This window comes from Mycobacterium sp. NGS61 (assembly GCF_059812325.1).
The window spans coordinates 107666-134076 of the sequence record NZ_JCALCL010000008.1 but is presented as its reverse complement, the minus strand read 5'-3'; the positions used below and the strand labels follow the sequence as shown (position 1 = coordinate 134076).

Sequence of the window (26411 nt, the reverse complement as noted above, 5' to 3'; positions counted from 1 at the left end):
AGTGGTGCTATCTCGTTGACGTTCGGCAGGGAAGTATCCGAATTGCGTTGCAAGTGGCCCGACACGCCGGGTGTGAGCCTGGCGAGGAAGGTCCCCCAATCGCGTCAGATCGCGCAACGGCACTCCCACCGAAACAGTGCTCACCGACACAGTCGGTGAGATCGAGATGACGGTATCCCGCAACGACGATGGCAGCTTTCGATCGCAGATCGTTAAGTGGCGGCCGCGCCGTCTAACCCGAGTCGATTGTCGTGCGATGGCCCGCTGCGACAAACCCTCGCTGCGGTGAAGATGCCGGATCACGGCCCAGTCTCCCAAAAAGACCACTAAATTAATCTGACTGGGTGGCCATCCATTTCAACCGTCGCGACTGGCCGGGTCTTTAACCGACGTCAACACCATATGGCGGTAGGCGGCGGCGTTGCTGACGATCAGAACCCGGCACAGTCCCGTAGTACCCGGGTGTCATTTGTCAAACTTCGCCGCTTCGGTGGCGCTATGAGCCGTCCTGGTCGAGTCGCGCCGGTAGGGTGTCACGATTGCTGGAGATGTGCGCCAACGACGCTTCGGCCTGACGAAACGGTGCGGCAGTGTTGCTGGGGGCTGCAAAGCATGTGCCGCGCGACACCCGCCAAGGCCCTCGCGGCGCCGATCTGGCCGTGTTGGCCCGCGCCAAACGGCCCGACGGGCGTGCAGTAGCTTTGGGCTTGCGCAGCGCTCGTCACCGTCTCGCGGTCACGGTTAACGCGGCATTCGCCGTTCGGGCCTGCTGATGTGCCACTTGTCGCGTTGATTCCCGTGCACACACCCTAACTGCTGAATCGCTTCGATCGCGGCCTCACGACCTATTTGCCTGTACGACCAAACCGCCCCGGAGCTCTAATCGAGCTATGTTGTGCCGTGCGGTCGGTGGGGTGCAGCTCGCGGCGGCGACCCGCAATTCGAATGATCTCCTTTGCAACCAGCAGCGGTTCGGTGAATACCACTTGATGATTCGATCGCGCGGCCTCCACGTGACGTGCGTGCATCCGCGCTGCGGTCCGGCGGTGCGCCGTCACGAATTGTCTCCGAATAGACCTGTCAAATATCGACGATTTCATCCCGGAAATGATCGTCACCGGAACGGCGCCCAGCTCAGGCGGATTGCGACGCAGACTCCGCAGCGCCTCGATAAAGAACTGTTCCTCGATTTCGGCCGCCTTGGCCGCGCGCGCGGTGAAGTCCTCGTTGACAAGATCTTCTCGCACGTCTGCTGGCATTCCCGGCATGACATGCCGGGCGACCAATCTGATCAGGCGCAGGCGTCTCAGGACACTAATGATTGACCGGCCAGCCAACACGATCTTACGCAAGCGTATAAGCGGAGACCCGCAGCAAATATCTACGTGTTCATCGGCGTGGTCAATCAGTACCAGTCCTGCGATGAGCGACGTATTCGCCGACGCCGCGGCCAGGGCAATGGTTCCGCCGTAACTGTGTCCGACAAGGATGTATGGGGCCGCATCCAGCGCGAATAATAGCTCGGTGAGGTCGCTGACGATGCGTTGCAGGCTGCGTGGTTCGAGATCATCGTCACTGCGACCAAGATTAGCCCTGTCATAGACCACCGAACGAAACCTCGGCGCGACAAGTGGTTGCACGAGTCCCCACTCCGATCGTGATGCGCCCAAACCGGACTCGAACAGCACGGTTGGCCCGGCGGCGCCGGCGGTCATGTAGTGCAGTCGGCGGCCATCCGCGAGGCGGACAAAGTTACTGTTGCCCAGAGTGTGTATCACCGGTCTGCCTTCCGTCGCAGAAGATTGCCCCCGGCGGTGTCGGTAGGAAGAACTCATCGTGTCCCACCGATCCTGCCATCGCTACGGTGATCGCTGGTGATCGACCGGTAGCGGGTCACGCACAACTGCCAGTTGCGTCCCCTTTTCGTCCGGTCGCCAGGGCAAGTGGACATATGGGACCAGACACGATGATCCGCTCTGAAAAGGGAAGCCCGAAGCCACCGCGACGATAGTGTTCAGTCAACACCAGCACACCACTAAACTTACTATGTGCCTTAGGGGGGTAGGGTACCGTTATGAACTCAGCGGTTCGGCCATTGCTTTGCCCATACACCGCGATGACGGCTTTGTATCAAACGGTTTCGGCCGATCCCGAGCTTGATTGAAAGCTGCGGGCTTAGCCTGTCGCCGCGCCGTCGAAATGTTGTCCAAGTAGTTAGCCTTGGCTAACCTAACGTCGATGGTCCGCGTGGCACTGAGGAGCGAAATGTCCATGACTATGTCCAGTACCAGGTACCCCCACCAAACGAGATTCGCGTTCCGGTTGGGAGCCACGTGCGTGAATACACCCGACGGCACAGTGCTATTGGATCCCTCGCACCGCGAGAAGCTCGTCGGATTGACGGCCGGACAGCTCCAAGCGCTCAACGCACTTAGCAATGGGCCGGCGACAGTCGCCGAGATCTGCCCACCAGGACACCGAAGCGACATCAACGCACTGATGCGTCGGCTTCACGCCGGCGGCTGGCTCACCATCACCGTTCGCGATGGCGAAAGAGATTCCTACTCCATTTTGCCGTTTACGCAACCCGCATCACCGCCTGCGCCGCCGCTGACGACACGGCCTGCAATAATGTCGAAATTCGCTGTGCTGCACCGAGACTCGAACGGTTTGATCCTTGAGCATCCAATGGGCTGGTGCGATTTGCGCATCCATGACGGTGGTTTGCTTGCCCTACTCGACGGGACAACAGAAAACGGCGTGGAAGCACGGTCCACAGTCCAGTCCCGATTCCTTCTGGATCTGCACCGGTGCGGTTTCGTGGTCCCGGTCGGCGACGAGGACTGCACCTTCGATGCCCTGAGTTGGAGCGCACCGGATCTATGGTTTCACCGTCGCAGCACCCTCGGCAAACGCACCGTCACTTGGGAGCATTTCGGTCCCACCAAGTGGGCAAAGGGCCGCTTCCCGCAGCCCCCCGCGCGCCGTCAACTTTATCCGGGTGCACCGATCCCGCTGTACGTTCCCGATTTGAGGGCCAGGCGAAGGCACGACCCGACGTTAACGGCGGTGCTTGAAGATCGGGTTTCGACAAGGGCATTCGATGAGACTCGCCCGATCACCGCCGAGCAATTGGCCGAATTGCTTTACCGCACGGCGCGTACGCGGAGCACTCATCAGGTTTCTGATGGTGACGAACTTGTGTCGCGGCCATACCCGTCGGGGGGCAGTGTTTATGAACTTGAGCTCTATCCGGTGGTCCGGAACGTCGCCGGACTAAAGCCAGGTATGTATCACTACGACTCCTTCGATCATGCGTTGTTCCCAGTAGCCAGTGCGGATTCGCCCGCGGTGTCGCAATTGATGAGGGTTGCCTCGGCGACGCTCGCCGCAGGCGCCGAGCCGCAAGTGCTCATCGTTATGGCTGCGCGGTGCGGTCGGATGATGTGGACTTATGAGCAAGTCGCTTACACGGTAATTCTGAAGGATGTCGGAGTGCTGATGCAAACGATCTACTTAGCTGCGACTGCAATGGGTCTCGGCGCTTGTGCGCAAGGGTTCGGCGACACCGCGGCGTTCGTCACCGCCACCGGTGTTGACGAAATGCAGGAATGCAGTGTGGGAAGCATTGTCATCGGCTCGACCGCCTTGCATTAGGGGGTCACCGCGTACTGAAAAGCATCGCTCATTAGCAATAGCTCAGTTCCCGATAGCGGGGACTGATCACGGCGATGCGTGCGCCGCCCGAGCGACTCGCTCACGGTCCGGTGGGACGGTAAATCTCCTGGCTGACGACGACGCCAACCCTCGGTGCCGCGTCACGATCGTCGGCAACTGCGAGCCGCTGCAGGTCGTCTGCCAAAATCAGCGCCAGTTCAACAGGTGGGTCCGGGTCCAATGCTGCGATCCGACCCAGTGCTGCGACCCCTCGTACAGACCCAAAAAATCCGAAATTTGGTGGTGCTGGCAAGCGTTAGCATCTCAAACAGCTCGGCGAAAGTTTCCAAGCCGCCCCGGCAACACCCGCGAACGCCGACCCGGGACCAAACACCAGCTTATGGACGACGGCTGCGGCCCGCCAAATTGGCGCTGTCTCACCGCAGGCACCGCCGGCGGCGGCGCTACGGCTGCCAACGTCACCAGGCCCTTGACGCCGATCCGGTGTCAACACAACCCCTGCAGCCAACGGCGCCAAGGGAGCAGTCAGCAGCGGCACCAGAACCTTGATCAGCACGATCGTCTGCTCTAGCAGAGCCTTCAGCAAGGCAATGGTGTCGGTGATGATCTGCCGACGGCGTCGACGTGACGAAGAGAACGGCGAAACCGATGGTCGTAGGGTTACCCGACGCGAATGCCGCGGTGAGATCCGGGGAGATGTCAAAGAACGTCTGCGCCAAGAATGCGGCGTACTGACCGATGTCCATCGGGTAACCGAGCGCGAACGCGATGTTGAGCTGTCGACGCTGGCCTGCGCCAGCCACGCCAGGTAAGCCGCATGGGCGGCCACGAAGGCAGCTGCCGGGCCGTCTCAGGCCCCGGCCTGTCAGAAGTAGGCTGTTCTGTATCGGGTTTACACTGATGATGTTGTAGATGAGCTACGGAATCTGGTGAAACTCCAGAACGGTCGCGCCACTGTCTAAAGTCAGACCCGCGGCTCGTCATCAGCCCGAGCGGGACGCGAGATTCCCAGAAGGAGCACACGATGGTGAGTTCGCAAACGATCCAGGTCAAAACGCGTGATCTGTCGGCGGAGCGTTCGGCGCTTTGGTTAGCGGCAACTGCGTTGTTGGCGCTGATGGCCCTCTACGTAGTCGGCATAGACCAAGGCGCGGTATCGCTGGTCAGCAACGACACGCACGTGCACGAGTTCCTGCATGACTCAAGGCATCTGATCGGATTTCCCTGCCACTAAGCCGTGCAGATGGAAAAGCGTCTGATAGCGCGCGGTGTCCTGGCGGGCGCGGTTGGTGCTGTGCTGGCGTTCGTCTTCGCCCGGCTATTGGCTGAGCGGGTTATTGCACGCGCAATAGAGTATGAGGAGGGCCGCGTCGACGCAGCGCAACCTCTGCGCGTTCACGAACACGGCGCCGAACTGTTCACCCGCAGCACGCAGGGCAACGCCGGATTGGGTTTCGGTTTGCTGATTTTCGGCATCGCGATAGGTGCCTTGTTCGCTGTCGCCTTCTGCGCTGCTCATGGACGATCGAAAGATGTTGGCCCACGAGCTCTTTCGGTCCGCCTGGCGAGCGGAATCTTCACCGCGGTATACCTGGTGCCGTTCGTGAAATACCCGTCAAATCCGCCGGCCGTCGGTCAATCGGACACGATTGGCGCGCGCACCCGATGGTATCTGGTGATGCTGCTGGTGTCGGTTGCGCTGGCGATCGGCGCGCTGTTGCTGGCCAGGCTGCTCGCAGCCCGACTTGGTGCGTGGAACGCGGGGCTGGCCGCAGCCGGAGGCTACGTCGTCGTGATCGCGATAGTCATGCTGCTATTGCCGACTGTTGACGAGACCCCGAAGCCTCTGCGCGACTCCGCGGGGACGATCACATATCCTGGCTTCCCCGCCGATGTTCTCTATCAATTCAGGTTGGTGTCGCTGGGTACGCAGCTGGTGCTGTGGGTTACCATGGGACTGGTCTTCTCGACCTTTGCAGACCGGCTGTTGGGCGAGCGGGCCAAGAACGCGACGGATGCGGGGAGCCTTGTCGCGTAACCAATGCATGACCGCTGTTGTCCTGCGTGACCCTCCGAACGCGGCCGCATTGAGTCCGCATTTACATGAGCCACGGCCCTCCGTGCAGAATCGCCGCCCCCGACCAAACTTGCGATAGCTAGGAAGTCTTGGCGGTAGGCCTTCGTGGTGTGTGCCGCGGGGTTGCGGGTCTGGCGGTCGTGCAGGAACGCGGTGAACCATTCCGGGATCGGATCGACCGCACGTGCGCCAGCACCGGCTGGGGCGGAGACGTGGCTGCCTGGCAATGCAGCCAAGTTACAGCCAAAGATGGAAACTGTTATCTGCCAGCCAGCATGCCGGGCGCCAACTCCCGACAATCACGTCGTGTACATCGCGGTGATAGGTGCCGATCGAGACCGCGATCTGGCAACTGTATTGCTCTCATTAATAAAATTGGGCAGTTGATAAATGCCGCTTTATAACCGCGTTGTAGAGTCGCACCCACAGTCCTGCGCGCGAGCCTCGGCGAGAGCCTAGGCGGGCGGCGGCATAATCTCCGGACGGCCGTCATACCTGGTCCTGGCAATTATTGCGGCATAAGAGCCCTGCGAGTCGCGGGCCTACCAACGCCGCTGGAGAGGGAGTGCAATGGAGCCGCTGCTAGATGTAGACGACCCCGCAGAGTGCATCAGCAAGGACGAGATCAAGGCGGCGATCGCTGCCCAACTGAGCTGCGCGGCCGCAGATGTCGCCAACCACGACAATCTTATCCAGCTAGGCCTGAACTCGATCCGCATGATGGCGCTGGCGGGTGGTTGGCGTAAACGAGGAGTTGACATCACCTTTGCCGAACTTGCGGCCAGTCCGACCGTCGATTCCTGGTATGGGTTGCTCTCGGGCGGCGTGAGCGAAACAGCAGCACAGCAGCTCTCAGCTGAGCCTGACGCACCGGCCAGCCACGCCGTTGTTGATTCCGCTGCCGAAGAAGCCCCGTTCCCACTGGCCGCGATGCAGCACGCCTATTGGATTGGCCGCTCCGATGAGCAAGAGTTGGGCGGTGTCGCAGCCCATCTCTATGTCGAATTTGATGGGAAGGGGCTAGATCCGCTGCGTTTGGAAGGGGCGGTGGCCAGTCTCGTCGAAGCGCATTCAATGCTGCGTACCAGATTCCTTCCAGATGGAACTCAGCAAACGATGTCCAAGTCAATCAGGCCGATGTTGGCTCTAGTTGACTTGCGTAGGCAGAGTTCGGCGCAGGTCGCATCGGAACTCAGGCGGTTGCGTGACCGCAAGACTCACCAACGTCTGGCAATTGAAGAAGGTCAGGTCATCGACGTGACCCTGACTCTGTACGATGAAGACCGTAGCCGACTGCACCTGGACATGGACATGCTGGCCGGTGATGCAATGAGCTACCGCGTGCTGCTTTCGGATCTGGCTGAGGTGTATCGCGGGGCGACACTGCAGCCGCCGGGTTGCAGCTACCGGCTCTATCGCTCCGAGCGCCGCGAGGACCGCGTTGCCCGCGAGCGAGACCGCCGGTGGTGGCAGCAGCGGCTTGCTGACATACCCCGCGCGCCAGAACTTCCGACCGTCCCGGTGCGAGAGCGTCGAGCACCGCATCGCACCGTTCGTTACGACCACTGGCTGCCTCCGGCAGCAAAACAGAAGCTGATAGCGGGGGCTCACGTGCGGGGCGTGACGCCGGCAATGGCGTTGGCTGGGATATTTGCCGACACCATCGGCGGCTGGTCAGCGCAGAGCAGGTTTCTGCTGAACGTGCCGTTGTTTCACCGTGAACCGATGCATGCGGACATCGACCGGGTAATCGGGGACTTCACCTCCTCCGTCATGCTCGAAGTCGATGTCACCGAGAATCTTACGGTGGCCGACCGAGCCCTCGCGATTCAGCGCAGCATGTACGAAAGTGGTTCACACGCAGCCTATTCCGGTCTTGAGGTACTGCGCGATCTCAGTAGATATCGCGGCGAGCCGGTGCTGGCACCGATCGTGTTCACCAGCGCTTTGGATCTAGGCGAATTATTCGCCGACAATGTCGTCCAGACCTTCGGCGAACCGGTGTGGATCGTCTCGCAGGGACCTCAAGTACTCCTGGATGCTCAGATAACCGAGCTGCGCGGCGGATTGTTGCTCAACTGGGATGTCCGCGAATCGGCGTTCCCCCAAGGGGTGATCGACACGATGTTCGCCCACTTCGCCGAGGCGGTCCAACGCCTAGCTGACGACGAAGCCGGCTGGGACACGCAGGCGACGGTGTGCTTGCCCAGCGCCCAGGCAAATGTTCGTGGCGTGATAAACGCGACCGACGGTCCGGTCAGCAAACGATGCTTGCATGAAGGATTCTTCGGCCATGCCGCGGCCAATCCGCAGGCAACAGCCGTGTTGTGGGATGTCGGTGACCGTGCGGGGGCATGGAGCTACCAGGAAGTCGCCGAGCGCTCGCTGGCGGTGGCGGGTGCGCTACGCGCCCATGGTGTGAGCCAAGGCGACGCGGTCGCCGTTCAACTGCCCAAGGGGCGCGATCAGATCGTTGCAGTCCTAGGGGTGCTTGCGGCCGGGGGCACGTATGTGCCGATCGGTTACGAGCAACCTGATGCCCGGCGCGCCAAAATTCTTCAGACCGCTGATGTCGTCGCGGCGTTGACGGTCGAGGGCACGGCTATCGGTGCATCGATACCGTGTCTGTCCATCGAAACGGCACGCAACTATTCAAAGCCGTTGCACCAGCCTGTCTTTCCCGATACCAGTCAGACTGCCTACGTGATCTTCACCTCGGGTTCCACTGGTGTACCCAAGGGGGTCGATGTACCGCACAGCGCCGCGATGAACACCATCGACGCCGTCAACGAACGGTTCGGGATTTCCAGCACCGATCGAGTGCTCGCGCTGTCAGCCCTCGAGTTCGACCTCTCTGTGTATGACATTTTCGGCATGTTCTCAGCAGGCGCGGCGGTGGTCGCCGTCGATGTCGCGCAAAAAGGTACGGCCACGCTATGGGTGGAATTGCTTCGCCACCACCGGGTATCGATCCTCAATTGTGTGCCGAGCATCCTGGACATGGTGTTGGAACTCGGCGGTGCTCGGCTCGGTGATTCGTTACGCGCGGTTCTTCTCGGTGGTGACTGGGTGGGCGCTGATCTGGCCCGTAGGCTGGCCCGGCAAGTGCCGGGATGCCGGTTTGCTGGTCTGGGCGGTGCTACGGAGACAGCCATCCATAGCACCGTCTGCGAAGTGGTCGGTGAACCCCCAGCGCACTGGGCGACGGTGCCGTTCGGGATCCCCTTACGCAATGTGCGGTGTCGGGTTGTGGCGCCCTCGGGCCGCGACTGCCCGGACTGGGTTTGCGGGGAATTGTGGGTCGGCGGAGCCAGTGTCGCTGCGGGCTACCGCAACGATCCCGTACGCACCGCAGAGCGTTTCGTCGAGTACGACGGTATCCGCTGGTACAAGACTGGTGACATGGCCAGATACTGGCCCGATGGCACGATCGAATTCGTAGGCCGCGCCGATAATCAAGTGCAGATCCGAGGATCGCGAATAGAACTGGGCGAAGTCGAAAGCGCGCTTCGTACGGTGCCAGGGGTTCGCCATGCCGTCGCGGCCGTCGTTGGCACTAGCGCGCCGAAGCTTGTTGCTGCCGTTGCCGGTGATGCAGAAAAAATTGGCGATGTGACCGCGGCGGTGGCAAACCTCTTGCCGGACTACATGATTCCTACTCGCACCGTAGTTATCGAACAGATTCCGTTGACCTCCAATGGCAAGCTGGACCGCCGCGCCGTGGCTGCGCTGCTCGAACCGGACGCTGATAATGGCTTGGGCCCGCAAGAGCATGCTCCGCGAAACGAGCTAGAAGCTGCTCTCGCCGAGATTGTCGCCGAAGTACTGAACGCAGACGCGGTCGGCGTCCACGATGATTTCTTCTCATTGGGCGGTGATTCGGTATTGGCCACAACCGTTATCGCGCGGGTACGCGATTGGTTGGATGTCGATCACGCTGGGGTAGCAGACCTGTTTGCTACGCGAACGGTGTCTGGTCTGGCTTTCCGGCTGGAAAAGCGGGAAGCTGCCCGTGGCACGCCGCAACGACTTGCGACAATCGCGCATCACTATCTCGAGGTTGCAGCGATGACCGATGAAGAGATCCTCGACCTGGAATGATGTAAGACCGCTCAGTTCGCCGCCCGAGAGCCGACGACGATGCCGCCCACGCTGCAATCCTGCGATTTTTCGACTCTCGCCGGGCCGTGATTGAGTGCAGGGGAGCGATCTGCTCGTGGGTCCACATCATTCGACCTTGATAGATGCGGCTCCTGCCGGCCGCATCCGGTGGCGAGGACCGAACCGACATGGCTTCGACTCCACGAAGTGATCCGTCGGACTGGGACCGGCTCCATGCGATTACTTGCCGCGGGCGCTGCGAGTCGGTCGCGTTCACGATCATCGGCAACGAATTTTACTTTTATCCGCGCATGCCGGTTGCGTCCGACTTGTTTAGACGCTTGTCCTGATCTCGCCTGCGCTCTACAAGGTCCGCCCAGGGCTTGAGATAATCGTTGTCGGTCACTGGCGCGCCCGCGGCCAGAGCGACCAACTGTGATGCGACGCTGCCGATGCCGATGCGTGCACGCTTTACAACATCGACCAATTCGGCAAAAGCCTCTTGCGGTGAACAACCCCGAAGGCCGACTAGCACACCCGTCGCAAGGTCGATGATTTTGCGCGAGGTGCCGCTCGGTAGTTCGCCACTTTGGCCCATTATTCGTCACCCCGTCCGATGGAGATCGGTTGACCCGAAGCCAGGCGGTGATCGCAGAACATCATTCGGGGGTGGTTGCCAGCAGTAGTAGAGGCAAAACATATACAGATGAAATCGCGGATGTTCGCTGTGAGCTCTGCTACTAGTATTCGAGACCGCACGCTTTGGTTATAGCGGATTAGCCGACTGCATCCTGTGACGTCCGAGGTATCGCGGCGTAGGTCGGCGCGCCAATACGGTTGACGTGGAATGCCTCCGCCGAGGCTTCGATAGCACGATCGCACGTACCGGCGCAAACATGCATAACTGATATTATGCATGAAACATGTCACCCGCTGAGCCGCCCCGGGTAGGGCCACCGCCGCATGGCGCCGACGCCGACCCTGGCCGCACTGGTTTGTGTGCTTTTGGCCGACCGGGCAACTCATCAGCCCTCACCGTGCACGGCTGAGGCGTATCGGCGTGACTTCGACGCGATCGCCATCGTGCTCGCCGGCGGACCCCTAACACCTGCCGCGGCCGACCGACAAAGAAACCTGGGTCCGCTGCCGGTCCGGCCGGTTGTGTTGGACAACGATACGTCACTGTGACGCATTAGGAGCCTAATTACCCGGCAGCGGGTCAGTATATCTCGTGCACCGCACGGCCAAGCGAGCCCATAACGGTCCCTCGCGGCAGCACCGAGGCGGGCGGATGCCGCGGGATGGCGGGACGGCCAACACGGCGACACTCCGCGGGCTCGACACCGCACACGCTCGGCCCGATCACCGATAACACGGAGCGAGCGCGGCCACCGTATCCGCAAGCCCGGCCGGATAATTGCGCACCCGGCGCGGATCGGGTCGCGGCCCGGTCGCCTGCGCCTCGTATAGCGCTACTGCGCACTCCGTCATGCGCAGTGCGTTGCCCAGCGCGTCGAGCGTGATCGCCAACAATTCCGAGTCGTCACCGGGGGTGACGTAGGCGGTAAGCCACTTGAAACCGTGCACGAATCCCGAACTCAGCGAGTAGAAACTCTTGGCATCGCGAGGATGAATAATGTTGTCCACCTCCAGATCTGGCGCACGTGGGACATTCTTGTCCATCCAGTCGGCGGAATCCGCGACGAGCACCAACGGCCCCGGCGGTGTTAGAACCTCGGCCTTGGGTAATCCGCCGATTCTGGATCGCCGCTCTGCGGCGCGCGCCTTGCGCTGCGCAAAGGTGGTTCGGTCGACCGTCGCTAATTCGTCTGTGCGCGCGTCGAGCGCTTCAGTGGAGAATCTCTCGAACTCGTCCTGTCGACCGTACTCAGCCCTGACGAACCCGTAGCAGCGACGCAACCGCTCCTCGGTGTCGGCTTCGCGGATCAGCCATATCGTTTTGGCCGAGGACTCCATCGCGATCCGACAGAGCGCCGTCGCGGCCGAGGTCCGCAACTGGCCCTTCGTGATCGCCATTGAGATCACATGCGCTGCGGCAACGAGGTTTTCGCTGGCATTCATCGTCGGATACAGCGCGGTGGAGCTGACTAGATTCGGCTCGTCGTCTAAAGTCACCGCGGAATCATCCCGGGCGAGACGGGATTCGGGGTGCGCAGGATTGGGCCGCAATCCCCAGGGCATGAATTCGATCGCTCGTCTGGTGCGATCAGCGACATTCATGATGTACGTGGCCCGCCTGAGGCCGTGCGCGCCGTCGGGGTAGGCGGCGCGCAGCGCGTTCCAATCGACGCCGGACATGTCTGGCCGCGGTTGTCGGCCGTCCGGACCCACGGGTGGCGGCAGCGTGATGCCGAACTCCTCGGGTCCGCGGTCGCCCGGCTCGCGGCTCGGTCGCGCCGCGCGGCGCTTCCGTTCGCTGTCTCGGGCTCGCTGCTGTCGAGCCTCCCTGTCTCTGCGACTACCCATCGGGCCCGTCCTCTCCCGTCGACGACCGAGGGCACGATAGTTCAGCGGACCGACAAATCGACGGGCGGAGTGCGTCGGAATTGCGCCCACTGCCGCCGAACCAAGCCGAACGCGGCAGGCCCTGACATGCACGCGCGCCAAATCGGGCGGGGCGACCGCTTGCCGCGATTCCGACCGCTGCTCGGCCTCTACCTGCGGATCAAGCTCAACGACACCGCGAAGTTCGAGCGCCCGCCGTCCGCCGGCGAGGTCAGCCAAAGCCCGATCAAGGATGCGCCACACGGCAGCCACCGGCAGATCATCTGGTGCCCCTTCCAGCGCCCCTGATCTCGAAACCAGTGGCTGTCTCGAAAGGGCTTTTCAGAAAAGACGCCAATAGATCCGTGAGATCGGAACGATCGCCCTAGTCTGGACTGCCAGACCTGTGAGCGAAGTGCAAACCTACTTAAGAGGAGATACGCGCACCTTGTGGCCCGATAATGAGACAGACCGTGACTTCCTTAACTTTGAAGGTGTCGCGGACACCATCGCTGAAGTGATCGTCAGCGCTGCCGGCAAACCTGTTTCGATTGGCGTATCCGGGGCTTGGGGCGTCGGCAAGTCCTCGATGATCAAGCTCACCCGAGCATCACTAGCCAAACATCAGCCTGCCGAGCCCCCAGCCAAATATCTATTTGTCGAATTCAACGCATGGCTCTACCAGGGTTACGACGACGCTCGCGCGGCACTACTAGAAGTGATCGCAAACAAGCTTGAGACGGAGGCCGAGAAGCGGCAGACGGGTCTTGCTAAGGCCCGCGAGTTCCTCGGTCGAGTGAAATGGTTTCGACTGGCGAAGCTCCTCGCGCTCCCTGCGGCATCCATAGCACTCGGGTTGCCGCCAATAGGTTTGGCCGGCGAGGTTGTCGGCTTGGTCAATGAAGGACTCGCAGGCGACGTGGACAACGATGATCTAGAAAAGGCTGGCGCAATCGCGTCAAAAGCTGCAGCGGCTGGCAGAGCGCTACTCGATCCGAAGCAGGAGTCATCACCGCCTAGAGAGATCCAAGCCCTCCGTGACTCCTTCGAAGGCGCACTGAAAGAAATTGGGGTCACCCTGGTCGTGTTGATCGATGACCTCGACCGGTGCCTGCCTGGAACGACAATCTCGACGCTGGAAGCCATACGACTCTTTCTCTTCCTAAAGAACACGGCGTTCGTGATCGCCGCAGACGACGGGATGATCAAGCACGCTGTGAAGCAGCACTTCAGCGGATTGGATGACGAGACACTCGTCACCAACTATTTCGACAAACTCGTCCAAATCCCCATTCGCGTACCCGCCCTCGGCACCCAGGAGGTTCGGGCTTACATGATGATGCTGTTCATCGAGAACAGTGAGCTCAACGACGACAACAAGGACGCTCTACGTGGAGCGATCGCAAAACAGCTTCGGGAATCGTGGAAGGGAAAGCGGGTCGATCGCGCTTTCATCGGGTCATGTGGAATCGAATTGCCTCCAGCTCTGCTTACTCGACTCGAGACTGCGGAACGTCTGGCGCCGCTGATGACGACCTCGGAGAAGATCGTCGGCAACCCGCGCCTCATCAAACGGTTCCTCAATGCGTTGTCGATCCGCATGACGATTTCCGCGGCCCAAGGTGTTGGCGTTGATGAAGCTGTTCTTGCGAAGCTTCTCCTTTTTGAACGTGTTGCACCGACGGGGGCCTACGCGGCTCTAATATCTGCCGTTAACGCAGATTCCGACGGCAAGCCCCGCCTTCTCGGGCCGTGGGAAGAAGCCGCATCAAAGGACGAAGAATTCGAGATCGACAGCGCGTGGGATAGTCCCTTCGTTCGTGAGTGGCTGGCGCTACCACCAATGCTCGCCGACCAAGATCTGCGAGGCGCATTGTACGTTGGCCGCGAGCAGGCGCCGCTGATTACGGCAGCAGACCGTCTCTCATCGGAAGCAGCAGCATTGTTGTCGGCGCTTCTGGAGAACCCCGGTATGGCGAACGCCGTCAGGGAGCCTCTCAAAAGTCTCCAGCGCGCCGAACTTTCAATCATCATGGACCGCTTACTTGCTAGTGCGCGGCGAGAACAAGTTTGGGGCGTTCCACCAATTCTGGACGCGTGCATCGTCGTAGCGGAAGTTGACTCGACGCAAGGCAGCACACTTGCAGGATTTCTGATCGACCGTCCGCCCCAACAGATTCAACCTAGCATCGTGCCGAAGATCGCGCAGCTGCCATGGGCTCCGCCAGCGATCGAGCATTGGGCAAAATCTTCGGCGATCGAAGGACCAGTGAAGAGGGCAATCGAGGGGCAGGCCAAGGATGGGAACATCGCAAAGCAGTAGCGGGGCAGGGGCCGGTGTCCCGCTGGTTCCGCCTTGGGCTCATGATGTCGATGTTCCAGCAGCGGACACAGAAGGCGACGAGCGCGAGTCTAATGACCCAGCTGCGCAAGAGCCGGTATCTATCGCCCCTCGTGCGCGCTTTCGGGACACGCGACGGGCAATCGGCGATTTCGCCCGCTCTGGCAACGAGCGGGGGCTGCACCGAGCTCTTGGTCACTACGTACGAACGGGCTACGGCGGCGGCGGCACAATGGCTCGCCGTATGGGCGGCACAGCCGCGACTGCAGGAAGGCTCAACGGCGTACTCCAATCTGGCCGCGCTCCGGACGGTACAGACATCCGCGATGCGATCTTGGCAGGTGGCCACGACGTTAACGTTGTACTTGATGCCATCGTTGACGTGGCTAGTCCGGCAGATGGAACACAAGATAGGGAGTGCTCCAGACACGCGATACGTGACGCACTATCAGACCTCCTCGTGCGATTCCCGGATGCTGACTTCTTGGCTCTCAGCGATAATGAACGCTCGTTCGTCATCGAGCGGTACACGGCACTCGATGTCTACGGTCGGTTCTGCCTCGATTTGCAGAAACACATAATGGCGAAGTCTCCCGACCCCGCCACGGGCCTCCGGCGACTCAAACAAGTTCGGGAGTTCATTGCCGAACATGTTGCTGCGGCATTTCGATCCATCCGCGAAAGGGGGACCCCGGCAACGACTTCGGACATCACACGGCTAACACGCGAAGCCCTTCGGGCGACGTTCGGCGTGTTCGAGGAATATACATGACAAGATATTCAAGTGGGCCCAAGTCAGCTGTAGAAACGATTAACGCCTCGACGACGCCGATTGTCCTGTTCGGGCATTCTGCCCCAAATCAGACACCAACGGCGGGCTGGTCAGCTTCCGACGCAGTGCGACGCCAGTCTCTGCAGCCGGACCCAGCCGCCTGGGATCTCTTATCAATTGCATTGTCGGTCGTTGTCGCAGATTGTGAGACTAGCCGATCGACAAGCCCGGACGGATGGACGCGGGAGTTTGAGATCGATGTCGCGCTCCACGACCCCAGCCCATGGGAAGCGCTCGCTGATTCATTCTCATCAGCGCTTGCATTTCTTACAACCGATCGATGGGCCATGAGCTTCAAAAGCGGCGGGATCGTTCCGGCAGCGCCTAAGAAGCCTCGCTACCCTCAAACGGATGCCATTGTTCTCCTCTCTGGTGGCCTCGACTCCCTCATCGGAGCTATCGATCTAACGTGCTTAGGGCGAAAGCTGTTCGCCGTCAGCCAGATTGTTCGCGGCGATAAGGACAAGCAGGCACGTTTTGCGAAGTTAATCGGCGGCGGTCTAGAACACCTCCAGATCAATCACAACGCGAGCACCCGCCGCGGGCAAAAAGAGACATCTCAGCGGTCGCGGTCACTTATCTTCCTCGCTTTCGGAGTGCTGGCAGCGACTGCAACCCAGCGCTACCTCGACGGCGACACCGTGCCGCTTTTCGTGTGCGAAAACGGATTCATCGCTATCAATCCCCCACTCACCCAGGCTCGAATCGGAAGCCTCAGCACGCGAACAGCGCACCCCGAATTTCTCGGCCGAATGCAACAAATCCTTGACGCGGTTGGGCTGCGCATCCGCATCGAAAACCCCTATGGCGAAAAGACAAAGGGGGAGATGCTCCGTGAATGTCTCGACCAGATGGTTCTTATGAACGAAGCGCCAGCATCGACAAGCTGCGGACGGTTCCAGCGTTTCAATTACACGCACTGTGGTCGCTGTGTCCCGTGCCAGATTAGACGAGCTTCATTCCTCGCATGGCCGCACGATGACCCTACCGAGTACATCTACAAGGATCTAGGCAAGGTGGATGACGACCATGCCGCGTTCGACGACGTGCGATCTGTTGCGGTCGCACGCCTCACGGTGGAAGAGGATGGGCTTGACCGATGGCTTGGGCCAGCGCTGAGTTCTCCGCTAATCACGAATCGACTGACACTTCGATCGACGGTCCAGCGAGGCATCGATGAACTTGGCGTCCTGCACACCAAGTACCATTTGACGTGATTGATTTCCACTGCCATTTGGATCTCTACCGCGACCCGCTCGAGATTGCTGACGAAGCGCAACGCATTGGTGTAGGCGTCCTTTCGGTGACGACAACTCCGTCGGCATGGCCCGGTACGTCCAGTCTCGCCGTCGGTCGGCCAACCATCAAGACTGCTCTCGGCTTGCATCCTCAGCTCGCCTCGGAGCGAAGACAAGAGCTCAGAGCGTTCGACCGGTACTTGCCCGATGCAATGTTCGTAGGCGAGGTCGGGCTCGATGGATCGCCGGAACATCGATCGTCCTGGTCCGACCAGACCGCCGTGTTCGATCACGTGCTTCGATCCTGCGAAGAAGCGGGTAACAGGATTGTTTCGATTCACAGCAGACGGGCTGCGAGCCCAGTCCTAGAATCACTCAACAGGTTTGGCGGACTTCGAGCACCTGTCCTTCACTGGTTCTCAGGAACCCTTGCAGAAGTCCGTCGCGCTACCGATCGGGGATGTTGGTTCAGCGTTGGGCCGGCAATGCTCGCCGGGGCGAAGGGACGAGCTCTTGTCCGTGAGATGCCGCGGGACAGGATACTTCTCGAAACAGACGGACCATTCGCCCAGGTTCGGCAAAATACGCTGCGGCCTTGGGACGTAGCTCTCGCGTGCCGAGCGTTGGCAGAGGTATGGAGAACCGACTACGAAAATGCAGAAGTCAAGGTCCGAAGCAACGAGCGCTCGCTCCTGGAGTTTGCAAGATGATATTCAGAGAGGTCTTAGGATGAAATCCTCTGTACCCCAGTGAAATTTGCCATACTGACGATGGCATTTCAAGGGCAACCCGCGTGTTGGGCACCGAACGCACGCCTCCGCGTGCTGGGCGCGACGCCATATCAAGCCAACGCGCTACCACCGCGGCGTCCGCTTCCGCCCGTGCGCTGCAGATCATAGAATCCCAGCGGCCGCGCCGACTGTGTGCGTGCGCTAGGCGCACCGGTGTGTGCGTCTCATGCTCGGAGTATTACTCCCCCAGCCCGCCATTCGCGCGTTGCAGATCGGCTGGAGAGCGCGCAGCTGTTGTTGCCCTGTCGATTTAGCAGTTGATCGACCACCGCTTGAGCTCTGAGATTCTCCACACCAGCAGCCCACTCGCAGACCGAAAATTGATACTTATCGCGCCACAAACATGCTCGCACCTTTTGTGTAAATGAGCCAACAATTTTTGGGACTATTGCGACGAGAAATGCTGGCGTCCAACGATTTTGATTCAAGTGAGAATAGCGGCGAGTTGTTAGGGATGGGCGAGAACGGGCAGATAGTTGATGAGAAGGTGGTCCCGAAAGATTAAGAAAGAGACGTGTAGCTCACGTCTCGCTAAGAGGCGGACCCAACGCGCCGGCACCACGGTCGCACGTATGCCCAGGCTCAGGAGCGCGGGCGCCTTATGCCTCGTTCCGCGGCACACTCGCGTCTTGGTGCCTAAATAAATGGACGTTAGCGACGTCAGGACTTATGGATACAGGATCTACTGACGCCGTCGCGAATTGCCTTCTGATGTTTGAGGATTCGACCGCAAACAACGCAGACGGCCCCTAGCGGCGGACCCTGCCACGGTCGGACATCACTGTCAGCTGTTAGGCGCGCGCGATATTCGGTGCCGCTCGCGGTGCGACTGACAATGAGGAGTTCAGTTTCGATCCCGGCGGCGTTTGCTTCGCCGTATAGCGTTCGAGCGTTGGCCGCGCAGGTCGACGCTGTGAGTGGGCCGGCGTAGAACTGGCGGACGGCATCTTCCGAGATGAACCGGCCGCCCAGCTCGACACCATTCACGCGCCGTGGGGCTTGGCGCGCGGCCCACCAGCGGTATGTAGATTGCTCGACCGCGATAGCGGCAGGAACTTCGACGTCGAGTACGGTCAGTCTCTCGTAGTCGTTGAACGCCAACTCGTTGACGTAGTGGGCTGGAAGCGGAGGCCAAGACAGGGTTCCTTCCATGACGAAGTTCTCCCCCATAAGCAGCGACACCGCGCGAACCAGATCCGCAGCTTTGGTCGACGCCTCGTGTACCCACTTCGACAGTTCGCCGGGACTGACTGGGTTGCCATCGGCGAGAATGTGATTGTCTCGGACGTCGAGCAGTCCTGCGGTAGCAAGACGCGCCAGGAGTATTTCTTTGATCTCGTCCGGGTCGATACGACGATATCCAACCGCTATTGCGTCGAGGGCGAATGATTTTCCAGCGCCTGGAACACCCGCGGTGACGATCGCCGCATGACCCGTTGTCGGGGTGTCGCGGCATTGCGCACGGTAGTCCTGAGCAACCTGCTCGATCAGTGGACCATGGAGGTAACTCAGTACCGTGCTGGGAACAGCTAACTGCCCCCCGTTGTGGAGGGCAGTTAGCTCAGAACGGACCTTATTCCGTAGTCGGGTGTTTGACTGCGGAGCTGACACTCTCGTATTCCTCGTCGCTGAGTAGTCCGAGCAGATGAGCCGTGGTCACTTGGTCCCAGCTCCCTGGCACGGATCCCTCGTGAGGGTGAGGCGCGAACTCGGTAAACGAGTAGTCCAGCTCGCGGAGCTGTCGGACCAGCTTCTGCCTTGAGATCCCATCGACTGTGGCGCGCAGGATGATTTCCTCGGGGGTTGGGTGGTCACCGAGCAAGCGGGCTCCTCGCAAGAGCCGTCCCACGCGTGGCTGGGTGGTAGCAAGAATTTCGGCGATTTCGCGCTGACTCTTGCGAGCCTGCTCGAGCTCACTGGCGGCACGCATCTCATCAATGTGCATCAAACGCTCGCGCACCCTGCGAATGTGCGCTTCGTGCGCGATACGTTCAACGGTGCGTTCAATTGTTGCAGTCATGGCGTCTCCCCGTGTCTGATACGCAGTGTATCACCCATCGATACGCTGCGTATCAAGCAGGTCAACCACAGGTTGCCATCAGGCCGAGGGACTGCTGCACACTGCATGTGCAACAGTCCATGGTGTTGCACAAACAATACGCAAGTTGTCACACTGATGACGTGACACTGACTGCCATCGATATCGACATCTTGCGAATGCTCCGTCGGTCAGCCGAACCACTTAGCGGCCGGCGGGTGTCCGTGATCGTCGGGATAGCGCCGAACACCGCGAACCGCGCACTGAAGGCGCTGCAGGAGCGTGGACTCGTCGAATCCCGAAAAGCCGGGCGCACGTCCCTATGGACGACGACCGCTGACGTGGCCGGAGTTACGGAACTCGAAGGGCCAAATCAAGAGCGAGTAGCGCTTGTGGTTACCGCGGTGGACCTCGAACATACCGAGGTCCGCAACCGCCTGGTGAACGTCGAGCGCGTCCGGGTGAAGGGCCTTTGGATGCTGCGCGGTGAGGTGCACGGTACCCACGTCGACTGGAAGGTCTACCTCGCGTGCGCGGGGATGGGGAATGCAACGTCGGCGGCGCTAGTCGGACTTGCCGCCGGTGAAATGCATGCAAATCTCGTTGCCTTCGTCGGTACCGCAGCTGGCCTGAAGCCGAGCGACCAGCAGCATCTCGATGTGGTGGTTGCTAGCAGTATCCATAATCCCTATGCGGGTAAGCAGGTGCCCGCCGACTCTGGTTCGACGCTACTCGGCCGCAGCAAATCCTATGTCGTTGCAGCGCCGCTGATCTCGGTCGTGAACGCCTGCGTCGCCGACAGCGCGTGGACCCCATCGAGCCGTAGCCCGCACTTCGACCCGCGACACCCACATGCTTTCGTCGCGCCGATCGTGGCCGTCGATGCCGTTCAGACAGACCCAGACGGTCCCCTAATGGGGGAGATCCGGGCCCGGTTCCAGGACGCTGCCGCATTGGACATGGAGTCTTTCGGGCTTGCGGCAGGCTCGGATGTTCACGACCTCCCAGTCCTTGTAATCCGGGGCATCTCGGACTTCATCGGTGACAAGTCTGTCTCCGGTAATGATGACCAGCAGCCGCTTGCCGCTGGGCACGCCGCCGGCCTGCTTCGCGAGATCTTGACCTTCGCCGACCCCGACGACATCAAGCGGGGCGCCGCACCCGTAGCACCCGAACCGACCGACGACCTCGGGCGGACGCCGGAAGCAGCCCTACCCGGCGCTATCCATATGTGGATGGACCGCCTCTCGCGCCATTCGCCCACGCGTGCCACGGCCGCAAGGGATACGCTCGCCGAACTGCGACGCACTGGCGTCAGCGCCGCTACTTGGTTGAACCGAGCGCTTCATCGGCCTCCGGCTTGGCTTCGCGAGGACGACACTGGCGACGGTTGGGCGCTTGTCGGATCCCTGGCAGCGTGGTCTGGTTCGACGATCGCGTGGAAAGCCTTCGATCAAGCTGCCCGCTCGGCGAGACTTACCGGCGACCTAGATGCCAGCGCTTACTTCAAGTTGGCTGCAAGGCTCGAGCAGATCGCGAAGGATGCCGCCGCGAACAAAGGCAGTGACCAGCACCAGCCTGACCCGTCGCCGCTAGACGACTTCGACGATGAGGTCCTCAACCGGCTGGGCCCGATTGTTGACGTCTACAGAGCGGTCGTGCAACACGACCTCGCAAAAACGAAGGCACGCGCCGAGATAGCCCTCGCCTACCTGGGGCTCATCGACCCGTCTGGAGTGCTCCAGCGACCGCTACATTTCAACGAGACCATCGAATTCGATTTGGAGTTAAGGGACCTGTTGGCCGCAACCGTGCTACGCCAGGTCGCGCAGTTGATGTTGGCCCCCGGCGCAGCGGATCAGCTGGGCGTGGCCTCCGGGCTCGCGGCGCGGACCCTGCGGGGTAATCCAATAACCCGCGACCTCTCCGACGACGCCATGCACCTCGCTCAATGGGCTGTGGAGTTGCGCCCCCTCGCTGAGGGCACTCGCTTGACACTCGCACAGACAACGCTCGCGGTGCTGGTCTCGATGGCTGGCCGCACCGCGGCTGACGCCGGTGAACAGGTCGCACGCCGGGCCAAGGCGGTGGAGACCGACGCCATGGTTCTACGTGATTTGCTGCGCGTTTGGGACGGCGAGTCGGGAGGAGCGTTAGCAGTTGCCGCTCGGGCCAGGTCCATCCAGGGCGACTTCAACGGCGCACTGCGCATGTTGCAGCCGTCGCCCGATGGCATCGCGTCACAGCAGGAAGCCCGTCACCCGGAGGTGATTCGCCTCGGCCCCTACATCGCACAACTCGCCGGTAATGACCACCTAGCGCTTGCGCTTGCGGCGAAGAATCCCAACCTGGTGGAGGCTCAGCTCATGCGAGCTGCGGTGCTGGGTAGGAACCCGGAGATGGCCGAGGAGACCAAGGAGGCGCTCTTCGCGGCGCTCACGCTGTCCAAGGGCGATTTCCACGACGACTACCGCGCACTCATGGCGTTGACCCGGCGATTCAACTCGCTCAATGAAGCCGAGCAGACCACCGTGATCGACCGTATCGAGACCCTCCGACAAGTCGATCCCGTTCTCGCTGAGGTCATGCGCGCCCGGGTCCTCATGAGTCAAGGCGACGCCAGCGGAGCCCTGCGCCATCTGCGCGGTTTGGAACGCAACGAGCTCGTCCTAGAGGCACATTCCGATGCGCTGGTGGCCTCCAATCGTGCCGAGGAAGCCGCTTCCATGGTGTTCGCAGAGGGTAAGACCCGCGGCGATGTTCTGCTGATGGCAGAGGCACTCGATCTGGCAATGGACAATGGGCTGCTTGAAATCAGCCGCAAGATCGCACTAGAGATGCTGGGCTGGAATGACGGAAAGGCGATGCGGCTCCAGGCGTTCCGCGCGCTCCAACGCATAGCTCTGAATGAGTCCAACTGGCCGGACGTAGCGATGCGCACCCAGCAACTTGTCGAAGAGCTCGACACCAATGACCTTCCGGTGCCTGAAAATCAATACTGGCAACTCGCCGAAGCACTCTTCTTCCAAGACAAGTTCGAAAAGGCACTCGAAGTGCTGCTCGACGCACCAGCACTCAGCTTCGCGCAACGCGAGCGAGCGCAGCTGCTCTTCGCGCTCATCTGGCACGCCGCCCACGAGCAGCGCGCACGGGCAGTCAACAGGTTCGACACGAACCGAGCTCACCTCGGCAACCCAAACCTGTACGCGATGTTCACACGTGCGGCCGCGGACTGGGCACACGACGAACAGGCAGCCGCCGCTGCCATGACGGTCGCTTTCATCGCACCCGACTCAAGCTTCACTGAAGCGCAGGTCGCTGAACTCCGTCAGTACGCGCGAAGCTACTTCGAACAGCATGGCGACAACGCCTCTATTAAGCGCCTACGCATAGAAGCTGACGACTTCGAATCACTAAAGGAGTACCTGCGTGCCAGCCACGCTAACCGAATGGCACTTGAAGAACTAGAAGGCAAGGTTCGCGCCGGCCTCTTTCCGCTCGCAGTGCTTACCGAGGCTGCAGGCCGTACCACTACCGAAACCCTCATCCGACGCGACCTTGGCTACGTGATGGCGGTTGACGACGACGCCGGCATCGGTGAACAGACAGCGCGCAAGACACTCGACGGCCGTGTCGTCGCGGACGTCACCGCGCTTGTGGTAGCAACCTGGACCGGCCAGACGTTCAAAAGACTTGCCGCAAACTTCGACGCCGTGATCGTCCCGTCAACACTCCGCGCAGACGTCGCCCGAGCTCGCACAAGCCTTGCAATGAAATCCACCGCAACGGTGAGCTGGGACAGCCGATCAAATCGCCTCGCGGTCAGCACGATTTCTGCCGAACAGGCCCAAGTGTTTGCCGATGCCGCTGAGCAAGTCTGGACTGACACTCAACTTCTACAGGTCGCACCAGACACCGATGTTACCGACCGCGACCGATGGCTCAGCGCAATCGTGGCGGCGCAAAGACTCGGAGTTCCAGTCTGGGCTGACGATGTTGCCTTTCGCCGATTTGCCCGTTCCATGGGTGTGCCCGCGTTCGGATCGATCGACCTCATTCGCGCCCTCGACGAGCAAGCCCTACTCTCCGTTGCACTTGACGCATTCCGTGACAACAAGGTGGTCGACCTTCCGATAAACCAATCTTGGCACCGCCTTGCCGAACAAGCCGAGTGGAAGATCGACAGTTCCTTTGCCCTAGCGATCTCGCGACCCGCCGCCTGGCACGACATTCCAGAGGCCTTCGCTCAGTTCCGTGCCCTCGTTCGCGGGCGACCTCGGGAGATGGATCCCCAGACGATCGCCAGTTGGGCGCAACTCGCCGCCAACGGACTCGCAATGGCCACCGATCCGTCGGCGCGACCGACCGTCGTTTCCGCATTGCTGGCGTGGACCATCTCCTTCACCGACCCCTTCTTCGCCGCCGTCCACGAACGCCCAGAGGCAATCGATGACGAAGGCGTGCCGAAAGACGGAGGGAGGGTCGCTGAGCAGGTCTTCGCCGTCGCCGACGCCCTCGGTCAGCATTACTATCCCGCAGCCGACGCGCTGGCGAAGCTCGTCGACGTCCTGTTCGGGGGGTTGCTCGCAGCGGTGGGGCCCGAAGCGACAAGTCGTGTCGTCACTGCCCTCGCAAAACGTCTTGAGCGCGAGACCGGGCGACGAGTTTTCGCAGCCTACATTCGATCAGCGAGAGCGTAGTCTTTACGCGCGTGGTCCGGGAAGACCGAAAGGAACCGTCGAGTAGGCGAGGCCAGAGATCAGTTCGTTTCGCCGCCGCCGCCGACGAGGTACGCCACAGTTCGGTCAACGCGGTGTAGGGCAGCCGGACCGCGATGGGACCGGTCGATGTAGCGATCGACCGGCCCTATTCGGCAGGAAGCTCATGCATAACCGCTATTATGCATGAACTATGTCACCCGCTGAATTACCCTCGCCAGGTCCGCCGGTCCGCACTGACGCCGACCGCCCGGAGTGGTTTCGTGCGTTTCTGGCTGACCGGAGCACCCGTAAGCCCTCGCCGCACACCGTGGCGGCGTATCGGCGTGATTTCGATGCGATCGCCGTCGTGTTGGCCGGCGGCCCCGAACACCTGGGCGCGCTGGACTGTGCCGCGATCACCAAAGACTCGATGCGCCAGGCCTTCGCGGTGTTCGCCGCCTCCCGTGAGGCGGCGTCTATCCGGCGCTGCTGGTCGACGTGGAACACGCTGTGCAGCTATCTGTTTACCGCCGAGCTCCTCGAGGCCAACCCGATGCAATTCGTGGGCAGACCCAAGGTCGCCAAAAATCTCCCGAAGTCACTTCCCGCCGCGGCCGCCAAGGCCCTCGTAGATGCCGTCGCCGACCACGGTGAGACGAAACTGCGCAACGAATGGCCCGAACGCGACCGCGCCCTCATTTTGACCACCCTGCTCACGGGTCTTCGCGCCGGCGAATTGCGCGCCGCCAACATCGGCGATGTCCGCCTCGCCGACCAGGGTGGGGTGATCCACGTGCGCGGCAAGGGTAATAAGGACCGCGCTATCCCGATCGAAGCAGCGCTGCTCGACGTCTTAGGTGACTACCTGGGCAGTCGCGGCGCTCGATTCCCCGCCACCACCCGCCGCCGGCAGGCCGGCGACGTTCCGGTTCTGCGCCGCTGGCCTGCCACAGCACCGCTGTTCGTCGGCGTCAACGGACAACGAATCACTCGCGGGGAACTGCAATACCGGATCCTGCGCGCATTCAAATTGGCCGGCCCGGACGCTCACCGCAATCCCGGCGCCCTCGTGCACGCCCTGCGCCACACCTACGCCACCGAGCTGGCCAACACCAACATCAGCGTCTACACCCTCATGCGGCTTCTCGGACACGAATCCATGGCCACATCCCAGCGCTACGTCAGCGCCGCAGGGGCCGAAACCCGTTCCGCTGCAGCAGTAAACCCGCTGTATCAGCTCGTCGACGCCGCTCCCCCATCCGGGGATGAGCGTTAGCTCGCCGAAGGACCGCAGCGCCCCACTGGTCAGTTGGGGAGATAGGCTGCGTTTCTGTGGGAGTCGTCCATGAATATTTCGTGCGCGATGATGATGAGCAGGGGGCGTTGCTGCTCGGCTCGGCTGAGCGCGGGGTCATCGGGATGTGTCCGATCACTGAGTTAGTCAGTCTTGAAGCCCTGCTGATGAATTCGTCTGGCCACGAGACAACGACCTCGCAGTTGATGGACCGTCCCGACCACGGCGTTGTCGTTGCCCACGACGACGAGCCGTGGAACGTGTTCGTCGACCGGATCGCCGATAACACCACCGCGTTGATCGCGGCCGCCGGCCCCGAGCAACTCGGCGCCGCACTGCAGCCTTGGTCGCAGATCGAAGAGTTCGCCGGACAAGTCACCGCCGGCGAGCTCGCGGAGGTGATGGCGCTGCTGCAGCCGCTGTTCCGCCAGGCCGTCCAGCACGGCCGGCACATTTACGTCCGCACTTCCTGCTGACCGGGTTTCAACGCCCATCGAGATTCAGTGATCGGCACTGGGGCCCGCGCGCCGGTGTGAAGACGGTGTGCTGGCACGCTACTGGCGGAGTGCGCGTATTCCGGACGTGCGCTATTCGTTGTGAAAGTTAGGACACGATTCCTCTACCGCGAACATTGTGCGCCTAATGCAGAAGCTAGAGGTCGGGTTGGTACTCCGCCGCTGACTAGCCGGCTATCCTGCGACAGCTAGTCCTTCGCTTGGACATTGTCAGACCGCACTACGAACACTCGCGCGACACGACGCGAAGGCCATTATCGATGGTGACGAAAACAAGAACCGAGGAATCCGCAGTTCGCCT

At 61.2% G+C, this 26411-nt stretch carries 17 protein-coding genes and 1 pseudogene; 13 read left to right on the top strand and 5 right to left on the bottom strand.

What is annotated here, in order from left to right; all coding sequences use genetic code 11:
• Positions 1–97: 97 nt before the first annotated feature.
• A pseudogene (locus tag AC5Y3Z_RS17650) lies at positions 98–247 on the top strand (transposase); the annotation flags it as partial.
• A 598-nt stretch (positions 248–845) separates the two neighbouring features.
• On the opposite strand, the gene AC5Y3Z_RS17645 reads toward AC5Y3Z_RS17650, so the two are convergent.
• A complete protein-coding gene (locus AC5Y3Z_RS17645) occupies positions 846–1778 on the bottom strand; it encodes an alpha/beta fold hydrolase (protein ID WP_463828046.1) in 933 nt (310 codons plus the stop codon).
• A 499-nt stretch (positions 1779–2277) separates the two neighbouring features.
• Between AC5Y3Z_RS17645 and AC5Y3Z_RS17640 the strand changes: the two genes are divergently transcribed.
• From AC5Y3Z_RS17640 to AC5Y3Z_RS17625, 4 genes are all read left to right on the top strand, one after another.
• Positions 2278–3657, top strand: a complete 1380-nt coding sequence (locus tag AC5Y3Z_RS17640) for a SagB family peptide dehydrogenase (protein WP_463828192.1) — start codon at positions 2278–2280, stop codon at positions 3655–3657.
• 1045 nt (positions 3658–4702) lie between these two features.
• Positions 4703–4912: a CbtB domain-containing protein gene (locus AC5Y3Z_RS17635; RefSeq protein ID WP_463828045.1), complete on the top strand. Its 210-nt coding sequence runs from the start codon at positions 4703–4705 to the stop codon at positions 4910–4912.
• A gap of 9 nt (positions 4913–4921) precedes the next feature.
• On the top strand, positions 4922–5716 hold the full coding sequence (locus AC5Y3Z_RS17630) for a CbtA family protein (RefSeq protein ID WP_463828044.1): 795 nt from the start codon (positions 4922–4924) through the stop codon (positions 5714–5716).
• 609 nt (positions 5717–6325) lie between these two features.
• Complete coding sequence (locus tag AC5Y3Z_RS17625) at positions 6326–9856, top strand: non-ribosomal peptide synthetase (RefSeq protein ID WP_463828043.1); 3531 nt, start codon at positions 6326–6328, stop codon at positions 9854–9856.
• Between the two features lie 301 nt (positions 9857–10157).
• On the opposite strand, the gene AC5Y3Z_RS17620 is transcribed toward AC5Y3Z_RS17625, so the two are convergent.
• Entirely contained in the window at positions 10158–10454 is a 297-nt protein-coding gene (locus AC5Y3Z_RS17620) for an ANTAR domain-containing protein (protein WP_463828042.1), read from the bottom strand.
• Positions 10455–11218: 764 nt separating this feature from the next.
• On the bottom strand, positions 11219–12175 hold the full coding sequence (locus tag AC5Y3Z_RS17615) for a hypothetical protein (RefSeq protein ID WP_499918681.1): 957 nt from the start codon (positions 12173–12175) through the stop codon (positions 11219–11221).
• A 327-nt stretch (positions 12176–12502) separates the two neighbouring features.
• Here AC5Y3Z_RS17615 and AC5Y3Z_RS17610 point away from each other — a divergent pair, with 327 nt between their 5' ends.
• From AC5Y3Z_RS17610 to qatD, 5 genes are all read left to right on the top strand, one after another.
• On the top strand, positions 12503–12670 hold the full coding sequence (locus AC5Y3Z_RS17610; RefSeq protein WP_499918680.1) for a hypothetical protein: 168 nt from the start codon (positions 12503–12505) through the stop codon (positions 12668–12670).
• A 97-nt stretch (positions 12671–12767) separates the two neighbouring features.
• A complete protein-coding gene (locus AC5Y3Z_RS17605) occupies positions 12768–14684 on the top strand; it encodes a KAP family P-loop NTPase fold protein (protein WP_499918678.1) in 1917 nt (638 codons plus the stop codon).
• Positions 14662–15474 carry a Qat anti-phage system associated protein QatB gene (gene qatB / locus AC5Y3Z_RS17600; RefSeq protein WP_499918676.1) on the top strand — a complete coding sequence of 271 codons (813 nt, stop codon included), beginning with the start codon at positions 14662–14664 and terminating at the stop codon, positions 15472–15474. Before AC5Y3Z_RS17605 ends, qatB begins: the two co-directional genes overlap by 23 nt.
• Entirely contained in the window at positions 15471–16751 is a 1281-nt protein-coding gene (qatC, locus tag AC5Y3Z_RS17595) for a Qat anti-phage system QueC-like protein QatC (RefSeq protein ID WP_499918675.1), read from the top strand. Before qatB ends, qatC begins: the two co-directional genes overlap by 4 nt.
• On the top strand, positions 16748–17482 hold the full coding sequence (qatD, locus tag AC5Y3Z_RS17590) for a Qat anti-phage system TatD family nuclease QatD (protein WP_499918674.1): 735 nt from the start codon (positions 16748–16750) through the stop codon (positions 17480–17482). Before qatC ends, qatD begins: the two co-directional genes overlap by 4 nt.
• Positions 17483–18223: 741 nt before the next feature.
• Here the strand turns inward: qatD and AC5Y3Z_RS17585 are convergent.
• Together AC5Y3Z_RS17585 and AC5Y3Z_RS17580 are read right to left on the bottom strand one after the other, a co-directional pair.
• Positions 18224–19174, bottom strand: coding sequence for a zeta toxin family protein (locus AC5Y3Z_RS17585; protein WP_499918672.1), 951 nt, complete (start codon positions 19172–19174; stop codon positions 18224–18226).
• Positions 19137–19583, bottom strand: a complete 447-nt coding sequence (locus AC5Y3Z_RS17580) for a hypothetical protein (RefSeq protein WP_499918671.1) — start codon at positions 19581–19583, stop codon at positions 19137–19139. Before AC5Y3Z_RS17580 ends, AC5Y3Z_RS17585 begins: the two co-directional genes overlap by 38 nt.
• Before the next feature lie 161 nt (positions 19584–19744).
• Between AC5Y3Z_RS17580 and AC5Y3Z_RS17575 the strand changes: the two genes are divergently transcribed.
• From AC5Y3Z_RS17575 to AC5Y3Z_RS17565, 3 genes are all read left to right on the top strand, one after another.
• Positions 19745–24301, top strand: a complete 4557-nt coding sequence (locus AC5Y3Z_RS17575) for a phosphorylase family protein (RefSeq protein ID WP_499918669.1) — start codon at positions 19745–19747, stop codon at positions 24299–24301.
• Positions 24302–24512: 211 nt separating this feature from the next.
• Positions 24513–25577, top strand: coding sequence for a site-specific integrase (locus tag AC5Y3Z_RS17570; RefSeq protein WP_463828033.1), 1065 nt, complete (start codon positions 24513–24515; stop codon positions 25575–25577).
• 56 nt (positions 25578–25633) lie between these two features.
• Entirely contained in the window at positions 25634–26071 is a 438-nt protein-coding gene (locus tag AC5Y3Z_RS17565; protein ID WP_463828032.1) for a hypothetical protein, read from the top strand.
• Positions 26072–26411 lie beyond the last annotated feature (340 nt).